Source organism: Pedobacter sp. Leaf176 (assembly GCF_001424305.1).
Classification (GTDB): domain Bacteria; phylum Bacteroidota; class Bacteroidia; order Sphingobacteriales; family Sphingobacteriaceae; genus Pedobacter.
Genome location: NZ_LMPD01000001.1, coordinates 329,254 through 347,653, shown reverse-complemented (window position 1 = coordinate 347,653; position 18,400 = coordinate 329,254). Strand labels below are relative to the sequence as shown.

Genomic DNA, 18,400 nt, shown 5'->3' with positions numbered 1-18,400 from the left:
CGTTTAAAAGTGGATTGATTTGCTATCCCGAGACATCGGGACCGGATTGCAACCACTTAAAAAAATTGCTAATACCTTCCTATAATACAATGAACCTGGTTTCAGGGAACATTAGCAATATTAAATTGTTTTAATTTCATTCTTAATTATTTAATACATGTCGTATTTATTTACATCAGAATCTGTCTCTGAAGGCCATCCTGATAAAATTGCCGATCAAATTTCGGATGCTTTAATTGATAACTTCTTAGCTTTTGATTCCGAATCGAAGGTTGCCTGCGAAACTTTGGTTACCACCGGGCAGGTTATTTTGGCGGGCGAAGTGAAATCCAAAACTTATCTGGATGTTCAGCAAATTGCCCGTGATGTAATCAAGAAAATTGGTTATACTAAAAGTGAATACATGTTCGAGGCTAATTCATGTGGTATCTTATCTGCAATTCACGAGCAATCTCAGGACATTAACCAGGGTGTAGATAGAACAACTAAAGAAGAACAAGGCGCAGGCGACCAGGGTATGATGTTTGGTTACGCAACCAATGAGACAGAAAACTACATGCCTTTAGCATTGGATTTGTCTCACGCCTTATTGATAGAACTGGCAAACTTAAGAAGAGAAAATTCTGAAATTACTTATTTGCGTCCGGATGCAAAATCGCAGGTTACTTTAGAGTATTCTGATGATAACAAGCCGCAACGCATTGATGCCATCGTAATTTCTACGCAACATGACGATTTTGATGAAGAAGCAGCAATGCTTGCAAAAATTAAATCAGATTTGATTTCAATTTTAATTCCCAGAATTAAGGCAAAATATCCTCAATATGCCCATTTGTTTAACGACCAGATTACTTACCACATTAATCCTACCGGAAAATTTGTAATTGGCGGCCCGCATGGTGATACAGGTTTAACAGGTAGAAAAATTATTGTTGATACTTACGGCGGCAAGGGCGCACACGGTGGTGGTGCATTTTCAGGTAAAGATCCAAGTAAAGTAGACAGAAGTGCAGCCTATGCAACCCGTCATATTGCTAAAAACTTAGTCGCTGCCGGCATCGCCGATGAAATTTTAGTTCAGGTAAGTTATGCTATTGGTGTTGCCAAGCCAACATCAATAAATGTGGTTACTTACGGAACTTCTAAAGTAGGCCTTACAGATGGCGAAATAAGCAAAAAGGTAGAATCAATTTTCGATATGCGCCCTTACTTCATTGAGCAGAGGTTAAAATTGAGAAATCCAATCTACAGCGAAACCGCTGCATACGGTCATATGGGAAGAAAACCCGAAACGGTTACCAAAACTTTCAGAACGCCAAATGGTGAAGAGAAAAGCGTAACAGTTGAGCTTTTTACATGGGAAAAATTAGATTTCGTAGATAAAGTTAAAGCTGAATTTACCCTTTAATATAAAGTTAACAGAAGACCCCGACAAAATCGGGGTTTTCTGTTATATGCCTTTTAACTTCATGAAAGTTTCTTCATTTTTTGAAATGTTGTCATCATCGAGGGCATAAGATTTAACATCGGCAATTTTCATTTCATCAATCATATCAATTAAATCCTTATATGTAGCTGTTTTTGTCGGTTTCACTATTACGATCAAAAACTTGCTGGGATCATCATTATTCTGTTTAGCGACCTGAAGCTTATTTTCCACGATTTGATTTTCAATATCAGAAAGCTTACAGGTGTTCATCTTTGCCTTTTCTGTTTCACCCATATAATAAGCAACTTGTCCCTGCTTTCCAAGCATAACAGTCATTGTTCTTGATGCAGGATAAGGGTCTCTGGCATCGCTTGGCATTGGCTTGGTTACATCCGCTGCTTTTAATTCAGATAGCGTTGTAGTCAGCATAAAAAAAGTGGTGAGCAAGAACATAAGGTCGACCATAGCAGTTAGGTCAACTTTAGGAACTGTTCTTTTTGTTCTGCCTTTTGCAGCATTGCTGTTGGTAGACGATTCTAGATTTGCCATAATGTTTAAGTTTTAACATAAGATGATAACTAAAACCATTTTACATAAAAGGCGACTTTATTTCTCAAAAGCTGCTCCGAATAAAAAATGTGAAAACCATTTAGGGTACAGCTTGTTTAATTTATACTAAAAATCATATATTATGGAACGGCCGATAGCAATGAATACTTTGAGTCAAATTTTAGAGAAATTGAGGTTGAAGGGAAAGGATAATGAATTAAAAATGACCGACCACGGCAAAATGCAAAGCCAAAACGGTAAAATTTATAAACCGGAAGATTTGGTAATTGTTAAAACATACCGTTTTGAAGGCGACTCTGATCCAGCAGATAATTCTGTGCTTTATTTAACTGAGGATAAGGACAGAGAAATTGGTTACATTTTAGATGCTTATGGCATCTACTCTGATAACACTGGTCCATCTTTCGATGATTTCCTGAAAAAAATACCAACTGAAAACAGAGATGAGCAGGAGTTATTTTAATAAAAATTGAATCTTAATAGAAAAAGCGCCTTTGATTAAAAATCGAAGGCGCTTTTCTTTTCCCTTTATTTAGAACATGCAATATAATATCGCCCTAATTACTTTGAACAAGTGATGAGGTATCGGATAAAATACTAAAAACAAAGTTATTTTTTTAAGATTTTTTTAATCCAGATTTTTGATCCTCATTATATTTCTTGAAAATCGAGCCCAGATCATTGAAACCTAAATATTTAGACTGAAGTTGCTTAATCAATACGGGGTTATCTGCAAAAGCCTTACTCAATATAGTAATGTAATTCTTTTTATTTAATTCGTAGGTGGTATTGCCTTCTTCATAAAAATAAGTTTCATCTATTCCAGTAACTCCGGAGGCGCTAGAAAATGAATTTGTATTGGTGTAGATTCCCCTACCAGATGATGCAGCCATGGTTGGAAATGCGCTCATGCTCATGCTTTTTGAACCCGCAGTGGTATAAATGCTATACCTGCAGAAAAAATTCCGTTCCGGAGTTGAGGCAACCTGTTTAGCAAGGTATTTTTTCCCAGGTTTATTATCCTGAGTTTTTACTATCAAACTATCATTACTTGCTGCAAGCACGATGGACTGCACATCGTCGAGGCTGATTGTTTGATGTGGCGTTTCACTGTCCTGTTTATACACCAACGAGTTGAAATTGGACGGACAATACAGGAACCCCGAAATTTTTTCGCCTTTTTTATTATAATAGTGCCCGAACTTATAATCTTTCGGAGATTGAGCTTTGACATTTATAGTGATAAATACCAATAACACGACAATTGAGTTACGCATAAAATTGTAATAAGTATTTATTAAAGTTAATAAAAATTTGCCGGCTTGATTAAGCCGCTCATAAAACTTAGTTCAGAGGTGTTAAATGGGCTGCAAACCCACCATCTTTAACCATATCTATATTTATTTTATCGCCCGCCTTAATCCTGATGACCAGCCTTTTAAAATCCATCGCCTGGAAATCTGCATTTATCCCATCTTTAATCAGCGTTAATTGATAGTTTTTGTCCTTTGGCAGAAAATCTGTGTCAATAACTATGTTACGTTCAGTACTATTTGTCATCGCACCTAAATACCAATCGCGACCTTTTCTTTTTGCAGTTACAATATATTCTCCGACTTCGGCTTTAAGTATTTTAGTTTCATCCCAGGTTACTGGAATACTTGTTATAAATGAAGTTGTTTCCGGTTCACGAAGGTAGTTAAAAGGATTATCGGCCAGCATTTGAAAACCGCTTTCGAATACAATATACATTGCGATTTGATGTGCCCGTGTTCCAATACTCATCACGTTTATCCAGTTAGCCCGATAATCTTTCGGATGCCCCGAACGCATCGCGCCAGGTGTATAGTCCATTGGACCAACCGCATTTCTTAAAAAAGGAAGGTACAAGTTGTTTTTCGGAGTTGCTAAACCCCCACCTATATTTTGCTCCATGCCGATTACCCCCTCGTAGGAAAGTACATTTGGATAAGCAACTTCTAAACCAGCAGGTTTGAAAGCACCATGAAAATCAACCAGTATGTGGTGTTTGGCAGCTTCCTTTGCAACTTTGGTATAATAATTTACCATCCATTGGTCGCTCCTATCCATAAAATCCACCTTGACGCCGGCAATGCCCCATTCCTCCAATTTTTTAAATACGTCAGGGTTCTGCTCAACTGCGAGCCAGGTAAACCATAAAATTATTTTCACATTCTTCTGCTTGCCATACGCAATGAGTTCCTGTAGATTAATTGTGGGGTTTGGCTCGTAGGGATTTAAAGTGGTCTTTGCCCAACCTTCATCCATTATTATATATGGTATTTTAAATCTAGAGGCGAAATCGATGTAATATTTATAAGTATCCTGATTGTACCCTGATTTAAAATCTACTCCGTAAACATATGCATTGTGCCACCATTCCCAGGTTACCTGCCCAGGCTTAATCCATGAAAAATCTTTAATCTGATTAGGTGTCGATAGTTTATACACCATCTGATTCTCTGGCAAAACTTCGTCTTTATCAGAAATAACCAGGAAACGCCACGGATAGGAACGTTTTCCTACAGTTTTCGCAATGTAGTTGTGCTCTTTAACTATCTTAAGGTTCCTGTCGCCGTTTGGTGCATAAATTTCCGGTACTTTTGGAAAAACGGCCTCAATTGCTTTTCCATTCGTTACCTTAACAAACATGGCTGGATAATCGTACAAATCTGCCTCAGAAAATAGAATCTTGTATTTCTTGTCATTAAAAAGAATCGGGAGCACACTTGTTTTCTGTGCGTCAACTTCCCGGAGATTTTTATTTTGGTAAAGAATTTCATAAGACGTCATAAAGCTTTTGGTTTCCAGGTAAGCCGCTGTTACGTCTTTTGAGAATTCTAAATGTAATCCTTCATTTTCAACAGTTACCGAATCCTTCTTATTCGTGATAAAACGATAAGCAATGCCGTCATCGTAAGCCCTAAATTCGACACTATAATCTTTCTTAAAATCGAGGCGAAGCAGGTTATATTTATTTTCTACGCTACTGTTTTTTAAAGGCACTACAGGTTTTGATTGATCAGCATGTGCCGTAGTCAATTTCTTTAAAAGTTGAGGACTTTCACCCAGCTGGCTGGTAGTCAATTTTAAACTTAAAAACGAGTTTGCGAGCACGATATCTCCATTCACGTTTACAGAGTAAGTTATTTTCTTCCCCAGGTTAACCGTAATCTTAACCTTTTTATCCGGAGAATAAAGTTCGATTGGCGCACTAAACAACTTAGATGAAACGAATAATGCTAAAATGATTAATGATAATTTGAACTTCATAAGTTATAATTAAGCTTTTAAATTATAGACAAGGATTATACGGCTAGTTAGCTTAACAAATATATAATTAATATCAAGCTTTAAATACTTATAAAACGTTTTAGTTCGACAAACCATTCATTCGGAAAAAAAATTATATAATTCATAATCACAAAACTTTATTTCGTTGAAACGGTTATTTCAAAACTGCATTAACAAATAAGACAAATAATTGAAGAACCTTAAAAATATCGCTATTCTTGGCGGCGGTCCAAGCGGCCTTTTTATGTTTAAACGCTTAGTAGAATCTGGAAGAACCGATTTTAGTGTAGACATTTACGAAAAAAGCGATGAGTTGGGCGCCGGTATGCCTTACAGTAAAGCCGGGGCAAACGCCGAGCACATCACTAATGTATCCGGCAATGAAATTCCTGAGCTCGTTACATCGGTAGAGGAATGGATTAAAACACTTCCAGAAGATATACTAACGCCTTTCAGGATTGATCCTGATAAGTTTAACGACTATAAAGTTATGCCGCGCCTGCTTTTCGGCAAATATTTAGCTGCTCAGTTCGATAAATTAAAAAGTCAGGCTGATGCCATTGGCCTGTCAGTTGAAATTTTTCTTGGAAAAGAAGTTATAGATATAATTGATTACCCCGATAAAAATACGGTGAAGATAAAACTCAGCGACAAATCTGAATTTGAATACGATAACGCTATTATCTGCACTGGCCACCGCTGGCCTAAGAAGTTTGAGGGAAAAATTCCGGGCTATTTCGACTCACCATATCCTCCATCAAAATTACGCTTTAAAGTTAATCACCCCGTGGCCGTAAAAGGATCCTCTTTAACTGCTATAGACGGCATCAGGACCCTGGCCAGACACAATGGCGAGTTTAAACTGGATCAAAATGAAAAATTAATTTTTGAATTGGCCGCTGACTCTGAGCTTTTTAAGATTGTCATGCATTCCAGAAATGGCATGTTACCTGCTATAAGGTTCCATTTGGAAGATCCGCATCTTTTGAAAGATTCGATTCTAAGTAAAGAAGAAGTGACACAGAATAAAGCAGAAAATGACGGTTTTCTATCACTCGACTATGTTTTCGATAAAAACTTCAAGCAGTTATTTAAAGATAAAAGGCCTGAATTTTATTCGGTTATAAAAGACCTTTCCATGGAAGACTTTGTTACCGTTGTAATGAATAAAAGGGCACATTCTGAACCATTTAAACTTTTTGAAGCTGAATATATTGAAGCCGAAGAATCCATAGAAAAAGAAGAATCAATTTATTGGAAAGAGCTTTTGGCAGTATTAAGTTTTGCAATGAACTACCCTGCTAAATATTTTTCTGCAGAAGATATGTTGAGGCTCCAAAAAACCTTAATGCCGTTAATTTCTATAGTTATTGCCTTTGTTCCGCAGAGTTCTGTAGAAGAAATGATGGCGTTACATGAAGCAGGTGTGTTAGAAATTATTGCTGTTGGCAGCGATGGTGAAGAAGAACCTCAACAAAAGGGAGGGGCTATATATCGATTTACCGATGAAAATGGTGTTGAGCAGGCAACTTATTATGAAACTTTTATCGATTGCGTAGGTCAGCCTCACTTATCTTTTAAAGATTTACCATATCAAAGTTTGGTTGAACAGAAAACAGTAAGCCCTGCCAGAATACAATTTAAAAATAATGAAGCCGGATCGAAAGAAGTTGATGTTAATGATAAAGTTGAGCGTTTGGACGACAAAAATTACTATCTTAATGTTCCCGGCATTGCGATTAACGACCACTTCCAAGTCCTGGACAAATTCAATGCATTAAACGAACGCATTTACATGATGGCGGTACCCTATATTGGCGGTTATAATCCTGATTATTCAGGCCTGGATTTTTGCGAAGCGGCGTCGGAAAGAATATCAAATGCGCTTTTAAATACTGATTTATCTTGAACCTGTAACAAATTTTAAAAAATGTCTGTTGAAGCAATAACACCCCTACCTAAACTTTTCATGCTTTTATTAGGTTCTAAAGCGCCAAAAAGAAATGTAGAACAGCATGACTATTTCTTCGGCATCGCAAACTCTTTGAAAGAATTAGTTCCTCAAATTAAGGCCTTTTGGCCTGAAGCCGGCAATAGCATTCATGTAGATGGTTGGCGTGAAGTAAACTACGTAGATGGCTATCAGGTAAAAGTTGTTGAGAGATCAGAAAATACAGTCATTTCAGATAGAAAATTGTTTTTCATTAACTTGGGTGGCTATCAATCGGGTAAACTCGAAGAACAGCATTATATTGTTTTGAGCGTCCATGACAATCGTGCAAGTGCTGTAAGTGACGCCAAAAAAACCGTTTTCTTCAAAACAAATTCTATTAAAGGCGCGAATTCACATGTTGACGAAAAATATGGGATCGATGTAGATGACATTTATAGAATTGAAGACATCCTGGAACCGCAGGAAAAAGAAAAATACCATATCTTAATTGAACCGGCTCCAGATTTACCCGAAGACGAAATACACTTGGGCTATTTTAAGTTAGACAAGTTGTAGCATCAACTGATATTGCTTGAATCTATTCGGCAATACATCCGGAATTTAAAAAACAGAAGTAAAATTCCAGTGACCAATGCTCGACTTTTGAATACTGGAAACAAACTCCCGCTAGCCCTTGTTTTGTATAAAAATGAGGTATGAAAAAGTCAATAACCTTATCGCCGGCTATCTTGATTTTATTTTTCACAATGGTATCTTGTGGAGGCAAAAACACATCGTCAAATGTTGAGCCGCCTGGAGGCGACAAAAGCGGCAAGGATAAGGTGCTCGAAATCGGCGCAGATGTTATCCAGGATAAGAGCCCATTAAAATTATTTGATGTGTATTTAGACGGGTTTCATTTCTACAATGGAAATCTCAATGCGCAAATGGAAGCCCATCATTATGTTCAGCAATTGAACGAGGATTTTTACCAAGCCATCATTTTTGATGGCAATGATAAGAATGCTAAAATTATGGGAATCGAATATATAGTAACCGAAAAAATCTTTAAAACCCTTTCTGAAGAAGAGAAAAAACTATGGCATTCCCATCACTACGAAGTGAAATCCGGCACCTTGATTGCTCCGGGGATTCCAAAAATGGCAGAACATGAACTGATGGAAAAGCTTGTTTCTACATATGGAAAAACCATCCATACGTGGCACACTGACCAAACACGAAACTTACCAACCGGTTCTCCTATGATCATGATGGGCTTTACCAAAGAAGGGCAAATACATTCGCAGCTTGTTACAAAACGAGATAAAAGATTTAATATTTCCACTGCAGAAAAGAAAAAAGACCGCGAAAATATTCCAATATCGAAGGTAGACCCAATGGCCAACGCCTGGGAGAAAGGCCATGTTAGGCAGTTTATCATAACCAATAAGGTAGACAGCGCCGTGCACAAACATCAAGGCCCGGCAAATAAATAACATCATCGGCAACATAAATGACAAGCTAAAAATTAGCAACTTTAAAACTTCCTTGCGTTATACGATATTTAAGTGGCTGTGTTTTGTACTGCTTGTTACTGAAGACTTTTCAATTCCTTTTCGACTTCGGCATACTGAGTGGTAAACTTGCGTATTTTCCCGTCTTTGCCGATAATTAAATGGGATGGAAATACGGTGGTACCGATTGAATCTATCATATATGGATCTGCGTTTGCAACTGTCTGATATTTAAAAGTCACATTTTTAAGGAATTTTCTCAATTTTGCAGCATTGTCTGATGCAAGACTCACGAAAACAATGTCTTTTCGGTTATGAAACTCATCGACAATCTTGTTAACGGCTGGCATTTCCTCTATGCATGCGACGCATCCAATGAACCAGAATTTCATCACTAAAATTTTACCTTCCATGTCCTTTTGTTTATACGCATTTCCATTGAGGTCTACAAAATCAAATTTAGGCGCTTCCTTACCAATTAATGAAAGTTGAAAAAGTCCCTGGCGAGCCTGATCGATTAAATAATATTTCGGAGCGTCTTCTATAAGCATATTGATTTTATAGAGCTGATAGATGCTATTAACAGATTTTATTTTTACGGGCAGGTAGTTACCGGTTCGGATTTGCTCTAAAAACGCTTTACGACTAAATTCCCTTCCCTCGGTGTCCAGTGGCTGGAATGTGGCCTCGAAGTTTACATATTCTGCAATATAGTTCGTTGTTTGATCGCTGTTCGCAAGTATTGTTGTGGGATCAACTAATGGTATCAAGTGATTAACATTTCTGCAATTCATCATAATGATGATTACCAGAGCCACTAAAATAGGTTTAAAAAGTCTAATCATGGTTTTGATCCTTTTTGAATTACTGCTTTTCATTACGATTTATTGTTTATTCGGAAAACTTTTTAATCAGGTTATATCTTCGTCGATAATTGCAGTTGAGCCAAGCATCCAAATTGAGGCTTAAATTATTAAAACCTTGCATAGTTTACTCTTACAACCCAAGAAATTTTGTCATCAAATTTGAGAAAATTTCATTGCACTAATGCACAGAATACATCGGCATAAAGCCTAGAAAGCAAGACGGATATAATCCTATCGAAAATTGGCTCAGTAAGGGCAGTTGACGCATTGAAAAAGATTATTTACCGCTTTTAATCTACAATGAAAGTTATCAGGGTTCTTGACATCAGGCTTTACCTATGAAGCGGTCTATTACTGTTCTGCAGTTACGGTTTCTTCTTCCGTAGTCAGGACCTGATGCAGAGCCATTGCCTTTGACTCCCAGCTTATCTAAATAAGCATTTAAAATGCTGGTATCTTCTCTCTTACACGTGGGAATCCTAAAACTATTGGGCTTGATATGATTTCCAGTAGACATTCTGTGCGTTAACCCAACAATATCCCCTCAACTTTTCCCCTTAATCCAAAAATTAATAATTTGATGTTTTCAGAAAACGAAAAAGCCTGTAAATTTAATTTACAGGCTTTTAGTTTATTTTAAAACTATTTTCGCGGAATGGACGGGACTCGAACCCGCGACCTCCTGCGTGACAGGCAGGCATTCTAACCAGCTGAACTACCACTCCGTTTTGTTTACTTTTTAAAAGTTTAAACCTCTTTCCCCTTTCGAGGTTGCAAATATAGAGACAAAATCGTTATTCGCAAACTTTTTTTTAAAAAAATTATAAACCCCTAACTTACAGCACCTTCTTGCATCTTCTCCGCATTTTCTGCAAATTGAAGTGCATCAATAATCTCCTGAATGTCTCCATCCATTATGGCAGGCAGGTTATACATGGTTAATCCAATGCGGTGTTCAGTTACACGACCCTGCGGATAGTTATAGGTTCTGATTTTTGCCGAACGGTCTCCGGTAGATACCATTGTTTTACGTTTAGCGGCAATATCACCATTTTTCTTCTGTAATTCAATATCATAAAGCTTGCTACGCAGCATCTCCATTGCGATGACCCGGTTACCCAATTGAGAACGCTCCTGCTGGCAAACTACAACAATGCCCGATGGCTTATGCGTTAACTGTACTTTGGTCTCAACCTTATTTACATTTTGCCCACCCGCACCGCCAGAACGTGATGTCTGTAATTCGATGTCGGCAGGATTAATGTATAAATCAATTTCCTCTGCCTCCGGCAACACAGCCACTGAAGCAGCAGACGTATGCACTCGACCCTGAGTTTCGGTATCAGGAACGCGTTGAACGCGGTGTACGCCACTTTCATACTTTAACTGACCATAAACATCATCGCCACTAACTTTTAAAATAACCTCTTTATATCCGCCTGCGGTACCCTCTGTAACATCAACTGTCTCCACACGCCAGCCTTTAGTTTCAAAGTAGCGTGTGTACATGCGATATAAATCACCAGCAAATAGCGCAGCTTCATCTCCGCCGGTACCGCCGCGGATTTCAAATACCGCATTTTTAGCATCTTCAGGATCTTTAGGAATCAACATCAGGCGAATGCTGCTCTCCATTTCTTCCTGTTGTTTTAAAAGCAGATCGAGCTCCTCTTTTGCCATATCACGCATTTCAGGATCTTTTTCAACAGTTAAGATCTCTTTGTTTGCATCGATATTACTCATTACATTTTTGTAGATTTTGTATTCATCTACAATTTTGCCTAAATCTTTATATTCTTTGTTTAAAGCCGCAAAACGTTTCATATCCTGAATCACATCCGGATTACTCAATTGCTCTTCCACATCCTCCCAACGTTGCTTAATCGCTTCTAATTTATCTAACATATTATTATTAAAATTGAATTCCTTAAAATTTGTTTCAGCAAAAAATTAAGGAATGCAAAAATAAGTAAAAAAGCTGAATTAGTTTTAGGGCAGTAAATCAAAGGAAAATGAAAATTAATTTCTGAAAATAACGGACTTACGCAAACAAAAAGGAAAGTTCTCAAGGCGCTTTGCAAGCCATAATTGTAATAAAAACCCGCATAACTAAAAAAGAATGAAATGGCAGCTGCCGATCTTTTCCAATTGGAACTATGATGTAGAGCGCGGTGGACATAGATTGCAGAGACAGACATTGCTTTCCAAAAGTTGAAAACGCTGTTGACAGCAAGCATGATATAGAATTTCTTAGGAAGGCTCTTTAAAATATTCCAGCTTCAACTCCACGCCATCAAATACAGCGTAAGAATTATATTTCAGCCATTCGCCAGTATTTACGTAATGGCTTCCTCCGCCTAAATCCAAATCCATAGGCAAATGCCTGTGTCCGTAGATAAAATAATCAAAATACTCTCTCTGTAAAATGTTTTTCGAGTAAACGGCAAGCCATTCGTAGTTTACGCCAAAAAAAACTTCTTCAGGGTTACTCGCAGCCCTGCTGCTTTTGCTCCATCCACTCGCTATACCAATTCCTAAATTAGGATGCAATCTTGCAAATAACCATTGACAAAGCGGACTTCTAAAAATTTTGCGTAGAAATTTATATTTTCTATCTCCCGGGCCAAGTCCGTCTCCGTGGTGTAAGTAAAATTTTTTCCCAGCCCGTTCCATAATCATTTCGTCACTTATAACTTCCATACCGATTTCTTTGGTAAAGTAATCGCGTACCCACATGTCATGGTTACCCTTAAAAAAGTAGATTTTAATGCCGGAGTCTGCCATCGACGCCAATTTTCCCTGTAAACGAATAAAGCCTTTCGGAACTACCTTTTCATACTCGAACCAAAAGTCGAAAATATCACCAATAAGGAATAACTCGGAACAAGTGGGTTCTATGAAATTAAGCCATCTTACAATTCGATGCTCACGGGTACGACTCTCGCTATAGTTTGGTGTGCCTAAATGGAAATCAGAAGCGAAATATATATTTTTACTCATGTATAGTTTCAAAGGTAAGGAAAAAGCGGAAAGACTAAAGAACGAAGAACAAAGAGCAAAAGATTCATTAGAAAAAGAAAAATAAATCTGTAAAATCTGCCATTATTTCTATTAAATCCATAGACCAATTATAATTTGTTTTAATCAATCAAACACTTTTAATTTTTGCTATCAATTCATTTAAACATATAAAATACTGAAAATAATCACTTTACAGAATTATCTGGAATATTTCTAAATAAGAATATTGATAATGGTTTATTTTGTAACTTTGCTTTAAAATTTTTTTTGAATGATTTCTACTGATATAGCCGTAATAGGCGCTGGTCCGGTTGGTTTATTTGCCATTTTTGAAGCCGGTTTATTAAAAATGCGTTGCCATCTGATTGATTATCTTCCGCAGGTTGGTGGTCAGCTTTCTGAAATTTACCCTAAAAAACCGATATATGATATTCCTGGATATCCTTCTGTTTTAGCTCAGGAGCTTATTGATAATTTGATGGAACAGGCAAAACCTTTCCACCCATCATTTACTTTAGGCGAGCGTATTGAAGGCCTGGAAAAGCGTGGTGAAGCTGACTTCGTTTTAACGACAAATATGGGAACAGTAATCGAAGCAAAGGTTATTGTTATTGCAGGAGGCTTGGGTTGTTTCGAACCTCGTAAGCCAGCGGTAGAAAATCTGGAGAATTTCGAGAATGGCAAAGGCGTGAATTACATGATTCTTGACCCCGAAAAATACCGTGATCAGAAAATGGTTATTGCGGGCGGTGGTGATTCTGCTTTGGATTGGACGATTTATTTAGCTGATGTTTGTTCTGAATTAACGCTGGTACACCGGAGCGAAAGTTTTAGAGGCGCACCTGATTCGGTTGCTAAAGTGATGGCATTAGCAGAAAGCGGAAAAATTAACCTTGTTTTAAACAGCAACTTGCAAGCGGTTCACGGAACGGATAAGCTGGAGCAGGTTGAAATTGTGCAAAATCGCACCATGGAAAAGTCAGTTGTGGAAGCAGACCATTTAATTCCTTTATTTGGTTTGAGCCCTAAATTAGGCCCAATTGAAGACTGGAACTTAAACATCAGTAAAAGTGCAATTGAGGTAAATACGGATGATTACTCTACAAATATCCCTGGGATTTACGCAATTGGTGATATCAACACGTATACAAATAAATTAAAATTGATTCTTTGCGGATTCCATGAGGCGGCATTGATGAGCCACAGCGCTTATTCCTATATGAATCCGGGCGTCAAATACACCATGAAGTATACAACCGTAAACGGAGTTTCAGAATTTTAAGTAGTTTATTTTATATTTGCATTCGATATAAACGAGCAAATGGAAAACAACATCACGATATACATGCAGGAGCCGGATGGTTCTGTTACTCCCCACGAAGCACCAACCGACATGGGCTTAAGTTTAATGGAGTTTTTAAAGGCTTCAGAATACGATATTTTAGCTACTTGTGGCGGGATGGCTCTTTGTGCAACCTGTTGTGTGGATGTGCTCGAGGGTGAAGAGAAGCTAAACGAAATGACAGATGATGAATACGCAATGTTAGATACGCTACCGGATTTATTGCCGAATTCACGTTTGGCCTGCCAGTTACAGCTGAATAACAACATGGACGGCTTGAAAGTTAAACTTCATGGCGTGAGCTAATTGAAAAATACGTAAAATAAAAAAAAGCGATGCATTAGCATCGCTTTTTTTATTTCAGCTTTTCAGACATCACGACTTAGTTAACTTCTACCCTTTTTCTATCAACATTCCATCCATAAACTTCAACAGCTGTTTTTTCTTTACCAGTATATTCAACGGTTATCGTTTTGCTTTCACCAGGCAAAATACTGATGTAATTATCATCATAAAAAGCAGGCAAAATCCGCTTACCCGACACGGCATCGATCAATGCAATTCGATTAAAAAACGCTATCGGATTATCTTTGCTGTTGCTCAGCGTGACTATAATTTTTCCACTAACTTTTTCTACAGCTTCAACTCTTGGAGAAACAGATTTCATTTTTTGTAAACCTTTGTATTCCCCGTCTTTTGATGGCAACCAATATAAATTCTCACTCAAAATTTTCTGATTTTCGTTTAGAATTCGCAATGAAACAAAAACACCTTCTTTTTTATCAAGCTTCTTTAAAAAATCATTCAAAGGGAAAAACCTGCGAACAGAAGAAGCACCGATAGAATTAAAAACCTGTGAGTAGAAATAATCTTTACCATCCATGTCGTAAGCCTTCGCCTGAATCATTAAATTATCACGATTTGTAAAGCCATTATTAACCACAGTGACCATGCTATCCACCGGGTTCATCATTATATGAAGTGGCTCACTTCCTTTTCTCAAACCATATAAACAAGCATTCGGGTCAAGATAGTAATCGTACATCTGGCCGCGCATTGCGGTCCATGGGTTCTGGGTTTTCCAGATAATAGAGCCTGTATACCACTCCCACATGTGTGATGAAAAACCTTCCATCAAAGCCCTGTACTGATCATAATTAACCAACTGTGCTTTCATTGCAAAATCTTTGGCATCCCTGGCTTTCCCGTAAGGATTAATATGTTCATCGTAACCAATATATTTATGGTAATCCCAAACAGAATCCGGTTTCTCTTTAAATTGAGGCGAAATCATATTTTCCTTCGGGATAAATCTTTCCAGCGACTCATAATCGCCGACGCCGACAGAACCTACTTCAGAATTGTAAGGAAAGGTTTTAGTTGACCAGAAACTCACCGGATTTTGGATACCATACGGTCCGTCGCCATTACCACCCAATGAATTAAAAGACATTTCATCGCTGTTTGAAAAATCAAAAAGTATGCGTGTACCATCTAAGCGCGGGAGAATATCGTTCTTCATCGGCTGAAGAATATCTTCAGGCGGTGTAATTTCATTTCCGCCACACCAAAAGGCTAATGAAGCGTGGTTTCTAATCATTTTTACCTGGTCTTCTATCGCGGTTAAAACCAGATTGTGGTTATCAGGATATTTTCTCCTTGTCCATTGGTCTTCCTTTTTCATTGGGTCTACCCATCTTCCATTACAATCTCCGCTAAACCAAAAATCCTGGAAAACCAACAACCCATATTTGTCGCAAGCATTGTAAAACTCAGGCCGTTCAAGAATTGCTCCCCCCCAAATCCGAATCAAATTCAGGTTCATATCCTTATGGTAACGAACTTCAGCATCATATCGTGCATCGCTGAAACGCAGCATCGCATCGGAGATGATCCAGTTTCCGCCCTTAATAAATATTTTTTGTCCGTTAACATAAGCGCCCATACTTTTGGTTTGTTCATTCCAGATATTATCAATCTGTCGGACGCCAACTTTAAGATTTTCCTGGTCTATTATTTTCGCATTGCTGATGAATCTAATTTTGGTATCATACAAATGTTGCTCACCATATCCGCTCGGCCACCATAATTTTGGATTCTGAAGAATCAAATCGGGAAATGATATTTCTGCATTTTGATTTGCCTTGATGTTAACTTGCTTTTGTACGGTTTGTTCGCCGAATTGGTACTCCAAAATGCCGGCCATAGCTTTATCTGTTGGATTTTCTACTTCAACGGATACTTTAATAGTTGCAGCCTTTTGTTTTCCATCTACCAAGCGTTTGCCGGGTAACAGCGTTACCACATGTGGATTTTTAAGGTCTATCCCCCCTGTTTTTTCAACAGTTACTTTATCCCAAATTCCGGTATTCCTGTCGCGAGTTGGTTGAATCCAATCCCAGCCTGCGGTATATTGAGTGGTTAAGCCCTTAGCAATCGTTCCATCGCCGCCCTGGCCACCGTTAGGATTCCCTACTACATCGGGCGGACGAACAATAACAGCTAATCGGTTCTTTCCTATCGGAGACAGCAATTTTGTAATGTTAAATTTAGAACGCAAATGCATCCCTTCTATAACCTTCTGATTAACTTTTTTACCATTCAGATAAACATCGGCTTTATAATTGATTCCACGGAACTCAAGCCATACCTGCTCATTGCCTGATGCTTTTTCCTGGAAATCCTTAACAAACCAATAGGTGTAATAATCGCTACCAGTTTTATAAACGTCAGGAATTTTTTCGTTATTCATCCCATAAAAAGGGTCGGGAATCTTTTTGTTGTTTAACATGGTGGTTAAAACCGTTCCGGGAACGGTAGCGGTCATCCAGCTACTCAACGAAAAGCGCTGATCTGAAATTAGATTTCCGGTAGAGTTTACATCTTTGATATTGGCACAAACCCAACCAGAATTTAATTCATAACTGTTTTGGGCGCTAGCAATGAAACTGCAGAACCAAAATAAAAGGACAAGTAATTTTCTCATTTAGTTTGTTGTTAAGGAGCACAAAGAAAGCAAATTATCGTTAAAATGAATCACCACTACAGTGACTATTAACAAAATCTACTCTTATTCAGCAACCTCCAAAACGATTACATTATCGATTTCCTTATTCATAAAACCTGTTTGGATGTCTGCTGAACCATTTTTTAAACTGTACTTAACCGGTGTTCCATCTTTTAAAAGGTAAGCTTTTCCGATTTTCCTGAACGGAAACCTATCAAAGAAAACAGATGTATTTTTGCTATCGAAAATGTGTATATAAACTTTACCGGCTTTTTGAGTTACACTTCCCCAATTTTGTGATTTTATGAAGCCAGCTTTTGTGCCATAAATACTTTCCCCGTAAACTCTTAACCACTCGCCAATTCCGTTCAAACGGTCCGTAAATTCAGGCTGGATTTCCCCGTTTGGCATTGGTCCGATGTTGAGTAATAAATTCGTACCTAAATTGCTTGATTTTACCAATGTATGGATCAAATTCGTTATATTTTTATAGCTGGTATCTGTTAAGTTGAAGCCCCAGGAGCCATTTATTGTAATACAGGCTTCCAAAGGCAAATGGTTACTTGCTTCCTGAAAACTGAGCCCGGATTTGTTCTCTCCAGGTAAATCTTGCTCAAACATCTGGAAATCTTCTCCTGGAAAAGGAGACATATGGTGGTTATTACCAATCATGCATTGAGGCTGAAGTTTGTGTATTAAACCATAAAGCTCATTATATTTCCAATCAATACGTGAGCTCCTGTCTGCGGCACCTTCCGGTGCAGTTTGGTCCCAATGACCATCAAACCAGATTCCTCCGATTTCACCATAGTTAGTCAACAACTCGGTAAGCTGGTTTTTCATAAATTGAAGGTAGCTGGCATAGTCTCCATGGCCTTTGCGTCCACTAAACTGCCCTGTTTTACCTGTTTCGTGAGGGTAATCCTCACGGCGCCAGTCGAGCAAAGAATAATACAAATACAGCTTAATACCTTGCTTTTGGCATTCATCAGCCATCATTTTAACAATGTCCTTTTTGTAAGGCGTGTTCATGATGCTGAAATCGGAATATTTTGTATCCCACATACTGAAGCCATCATGATGTCTTGTAATCAGGGTAATGTATTTCATACCGGCATTTTTCGCAGTGCTTACCCATTTAGCCGCATCAAAATCAATTGGATTAAAAAATTTTTCTAAACGACTGTAATTTTTGACAGTTACTTTTCTTTCGTTCATTACCCATTCACCGCTGCCCGGAATGCTAAATGGACCCCAATGAATAAACAAACCAAACCGGGCATCAGAAAACCAGGCTCGTTGTTTTAGATTTGATTCGGAAGGAACATATTCCTGCGCTTCTAAACGGGCAAAGAATAATAAAACGAAGCCTAACAGTAAAAGTTTTTTCATGGATAATTGAT

The 18,400-nt window shown here is 38.0% G+C and carries 15 protein-coding genes and 1 tRNA gene; 7 read left to right on the top strand and 9 right to left on the bottom strand.

The features are described from left to right. The first annotated feature begins 157 nt into the window (after positions 1–157). Positions 158–1,408, top strand: a complete 1,251-nt coding sequence (gene metK, locus ASF92_RS01545; RefSeq protein ID WP_056086811.1) for a methionine adenosyltransferase — start codon at positions 158–160, stop codon at positions 1,406–1,408. 42 nt (positions 1,409–1,450) lie between these two features. Here the strand turns inward: metK and ASF92_RS01540 are convergent, their stop codons facing one another. Further along, positions 1,451–1,978, bottom strand: coding sequence for a biopolymer transporter ExbD (locus ASF92_RS01540; protein WP_056086808.1), 528 nt, complete (start codon positions 1,976–1,978; stop codon positions 1,451–1,453). Between the two features lie 142 nt (positions 1,979–2,120). On the opposite strand from ASF92_RS01540, the gene ASF92_RS01535 reads away from it, so the two are divergent. Next, positions 2,121–2,462, top strand: coding sequence for a hypothetical protein (locus ASF92_RS01535; RefSeq protein ID WP_056086806.1), 342 nt, complete (start codon positions 2,121–2,123; stop codon positions 2,460–2,462). A gap of 154 nt (positions 2,463–2,616) precedes the next feature. Here the strand turns inward: ASF92_RS01535 and ASF92_RS01530 are convergent, their stop codons facing one another. Together ASF92_RS01530 and ASF92_RS01525 are read right to left on the bottom strand one after the other, a co-directional pair. Then, complete coding sequence (locus tag ASF92_RS01530; RefSeq protein ID WP_056086803.1) at positions 2,617–3,276, bottom strand: hypothetical protein; 660 nt, start codon at positions 3,274–3,276, stop codon at positions 2,617–2,619. Positions 3,277–3,343: 67 nt separating this feature from the next. Next, positions 3,344–5,293, bottom strand: a complete 1,950-nt coding sequence (locus ASF92_RS01525) for a glycoside hydrolase family 97 protein (RefSeq protein WP_056086800.1) — start codon at positions 5,291–5,293, stop codon at positions 3,344–3,346. A gap of 211 nt (positions 5,294–5,504) precedes the next feature. On the opposite strand from ASF92_RS01525, the gene ASF92_RS01520 reads away from it, so the two are divergent. The 3 genes from ASF92_RS01520 to ASF92_RS01510 all read left to right on the top strand — a co-directional run bounded on the left by ASF92_RS01520 (position 5,505) and on the right by ASF92_RS01510 (position 8,743). Then, positions 5,505–7,223, top strand: coding sequence for an FAD/NAD(P)-binding protein (locus tag ASF92_RS01520; RefSeq protein ID WP_056086798.1), 1,719 nt, complete (start codon positions 5,505–5,507; stop codon positions 7,221–7,223). A gap of 21 nt (positions 7,224–7,244) precedes the next feature. Beyond that, a complete protein-coding gene (locus tag ASF92_RS01515; RefSeq protein ID WP_056086796.1) occupies positions 7,245–7,823 on the top strand; it encodes a DUF1543 domain-containing protein in 579 nt (192 codons plus the stop codon). 140 nt (positions 7,824–7,963) lie between these two features. Next, positions 7,964–8,743 carry an OBAP family protein gene (locus tag ASF92_RS01510; RefSeq protein ID WP_056086794.1) on the top strand — a complete coding sequence of 260 codons (780 nt, stop codon included), beginning with the start codon at positions 7,964–7,966 and terminating at the stop codon, positions 8,741–8,743. Positions 8,744–8,838: 95 nt separating this feature from the next. Here ASF92_RS01510 and ASF92_RS01505 read toward each other — a convergent pair whose 3' ends face one another. From ASF92_RS01505 to ASF92_RS01480, 4 genes are all read right to left on the bottom strand, one after another. Then, entirely contained in the window at positions 8,839–9,606 is a 768-nt protein-coding gene (locus ASF92_RS01505; protein ID WP_197413208.1) for a TlpA disulfide reductase family protein, read from the bottom strand. Between the two features lie 672 nt (positions 9,607–10,278). Then, a tRNA-Asp gene (locus tag ASF92_RS01495) sits at positions 10,279–10,352 on the bottom strand. 106 nt (positions 10,353–10,458) lie between these two features. Beyond that, positions 10,459–11,532: a peptide chain release factor 1 gene (gene prfA / locus ASF92_RS01490; protein ID WP_056086786.1), complete on the bottom strand. Its 1,074-nt coding sequence runs from the start codon at positions 11,530–11,532 to the stop codon at positions 10,459–10,461. Between the two features lie 345 nt (positions 11,533–11,877). After that, positions 11,878–12,627, bottom strand: a complete 750-nt coding sequence (locus ASF92_RS01480) for a UDP-2,3-diacylglucosamine diphosphatase (protein ID WP_056086780.1) — start codon at positions 12,625–12,627, stop codon at positions 11,878–11,880. Between the two features lie 292 nt (positions 12,628–12,919). Here ASF92_RS01480 and ASF92_RS01475 point away from each other — a divergent pair, with 292 nt between their 5' ends. Both ASF92_RS01475 and ASF92_RS01470 read left to right on the top strand, forming a co-directional pair. Then, positions 12,920–13,930, top strand: a complete 1,011-nt coding sequence (locus ASF92_RS01475) for an NAD(P)/FAD-dependent oxidoreductase (protein ID WP_056086778.1) — start codon at positions 12,920–12,922, stop codon at positions 13,928–13,930. Positions 13,931–13,969: 39 nt separating this feature from the next. Then, a complete protein-coding gene (locus ASF92_RS01470) occupies positions 13,970–14,296 on the top strand; it encodes a 2Fe-2S iron-sulfur cluster-binding protein (RefSeq protein ID WP_029204033.1) in 327 nt (108 codons plus the stop codon). Positions 14,297–14,372: 76 nt separating this feature from the next. Here ASF92_RS01470 and ASF92_RS01465 read toward each other — a convergent pair whose 3' ends face one another. Further along, positions 14,373–16,976: a glycoside hydrolase family 2 TIM barrel-domain containing protein gene (locus ASF92_RS01465; RefSeq protein WP_056086775.1), complete on the bottom strand. Its 2,604-nt coding sequence runs from the start codon at positions 16,974–16,976 to the stop codon at positions 14,373–14,375. A gap of 84 nt (positions 16,977–17,060) precedes the next feature. Then, a complete protein-coding gene (locus tag ASF92_RS01460) occupies positions 17,061–18,389 on the bottom strand; it encodes an alpha-L-fucosidase (protein WP_056086772.1) in 1,329 nt (442 codons plus the stop codon). Positions 18,390–18,400: the final 11 nt, after the last annotated feature.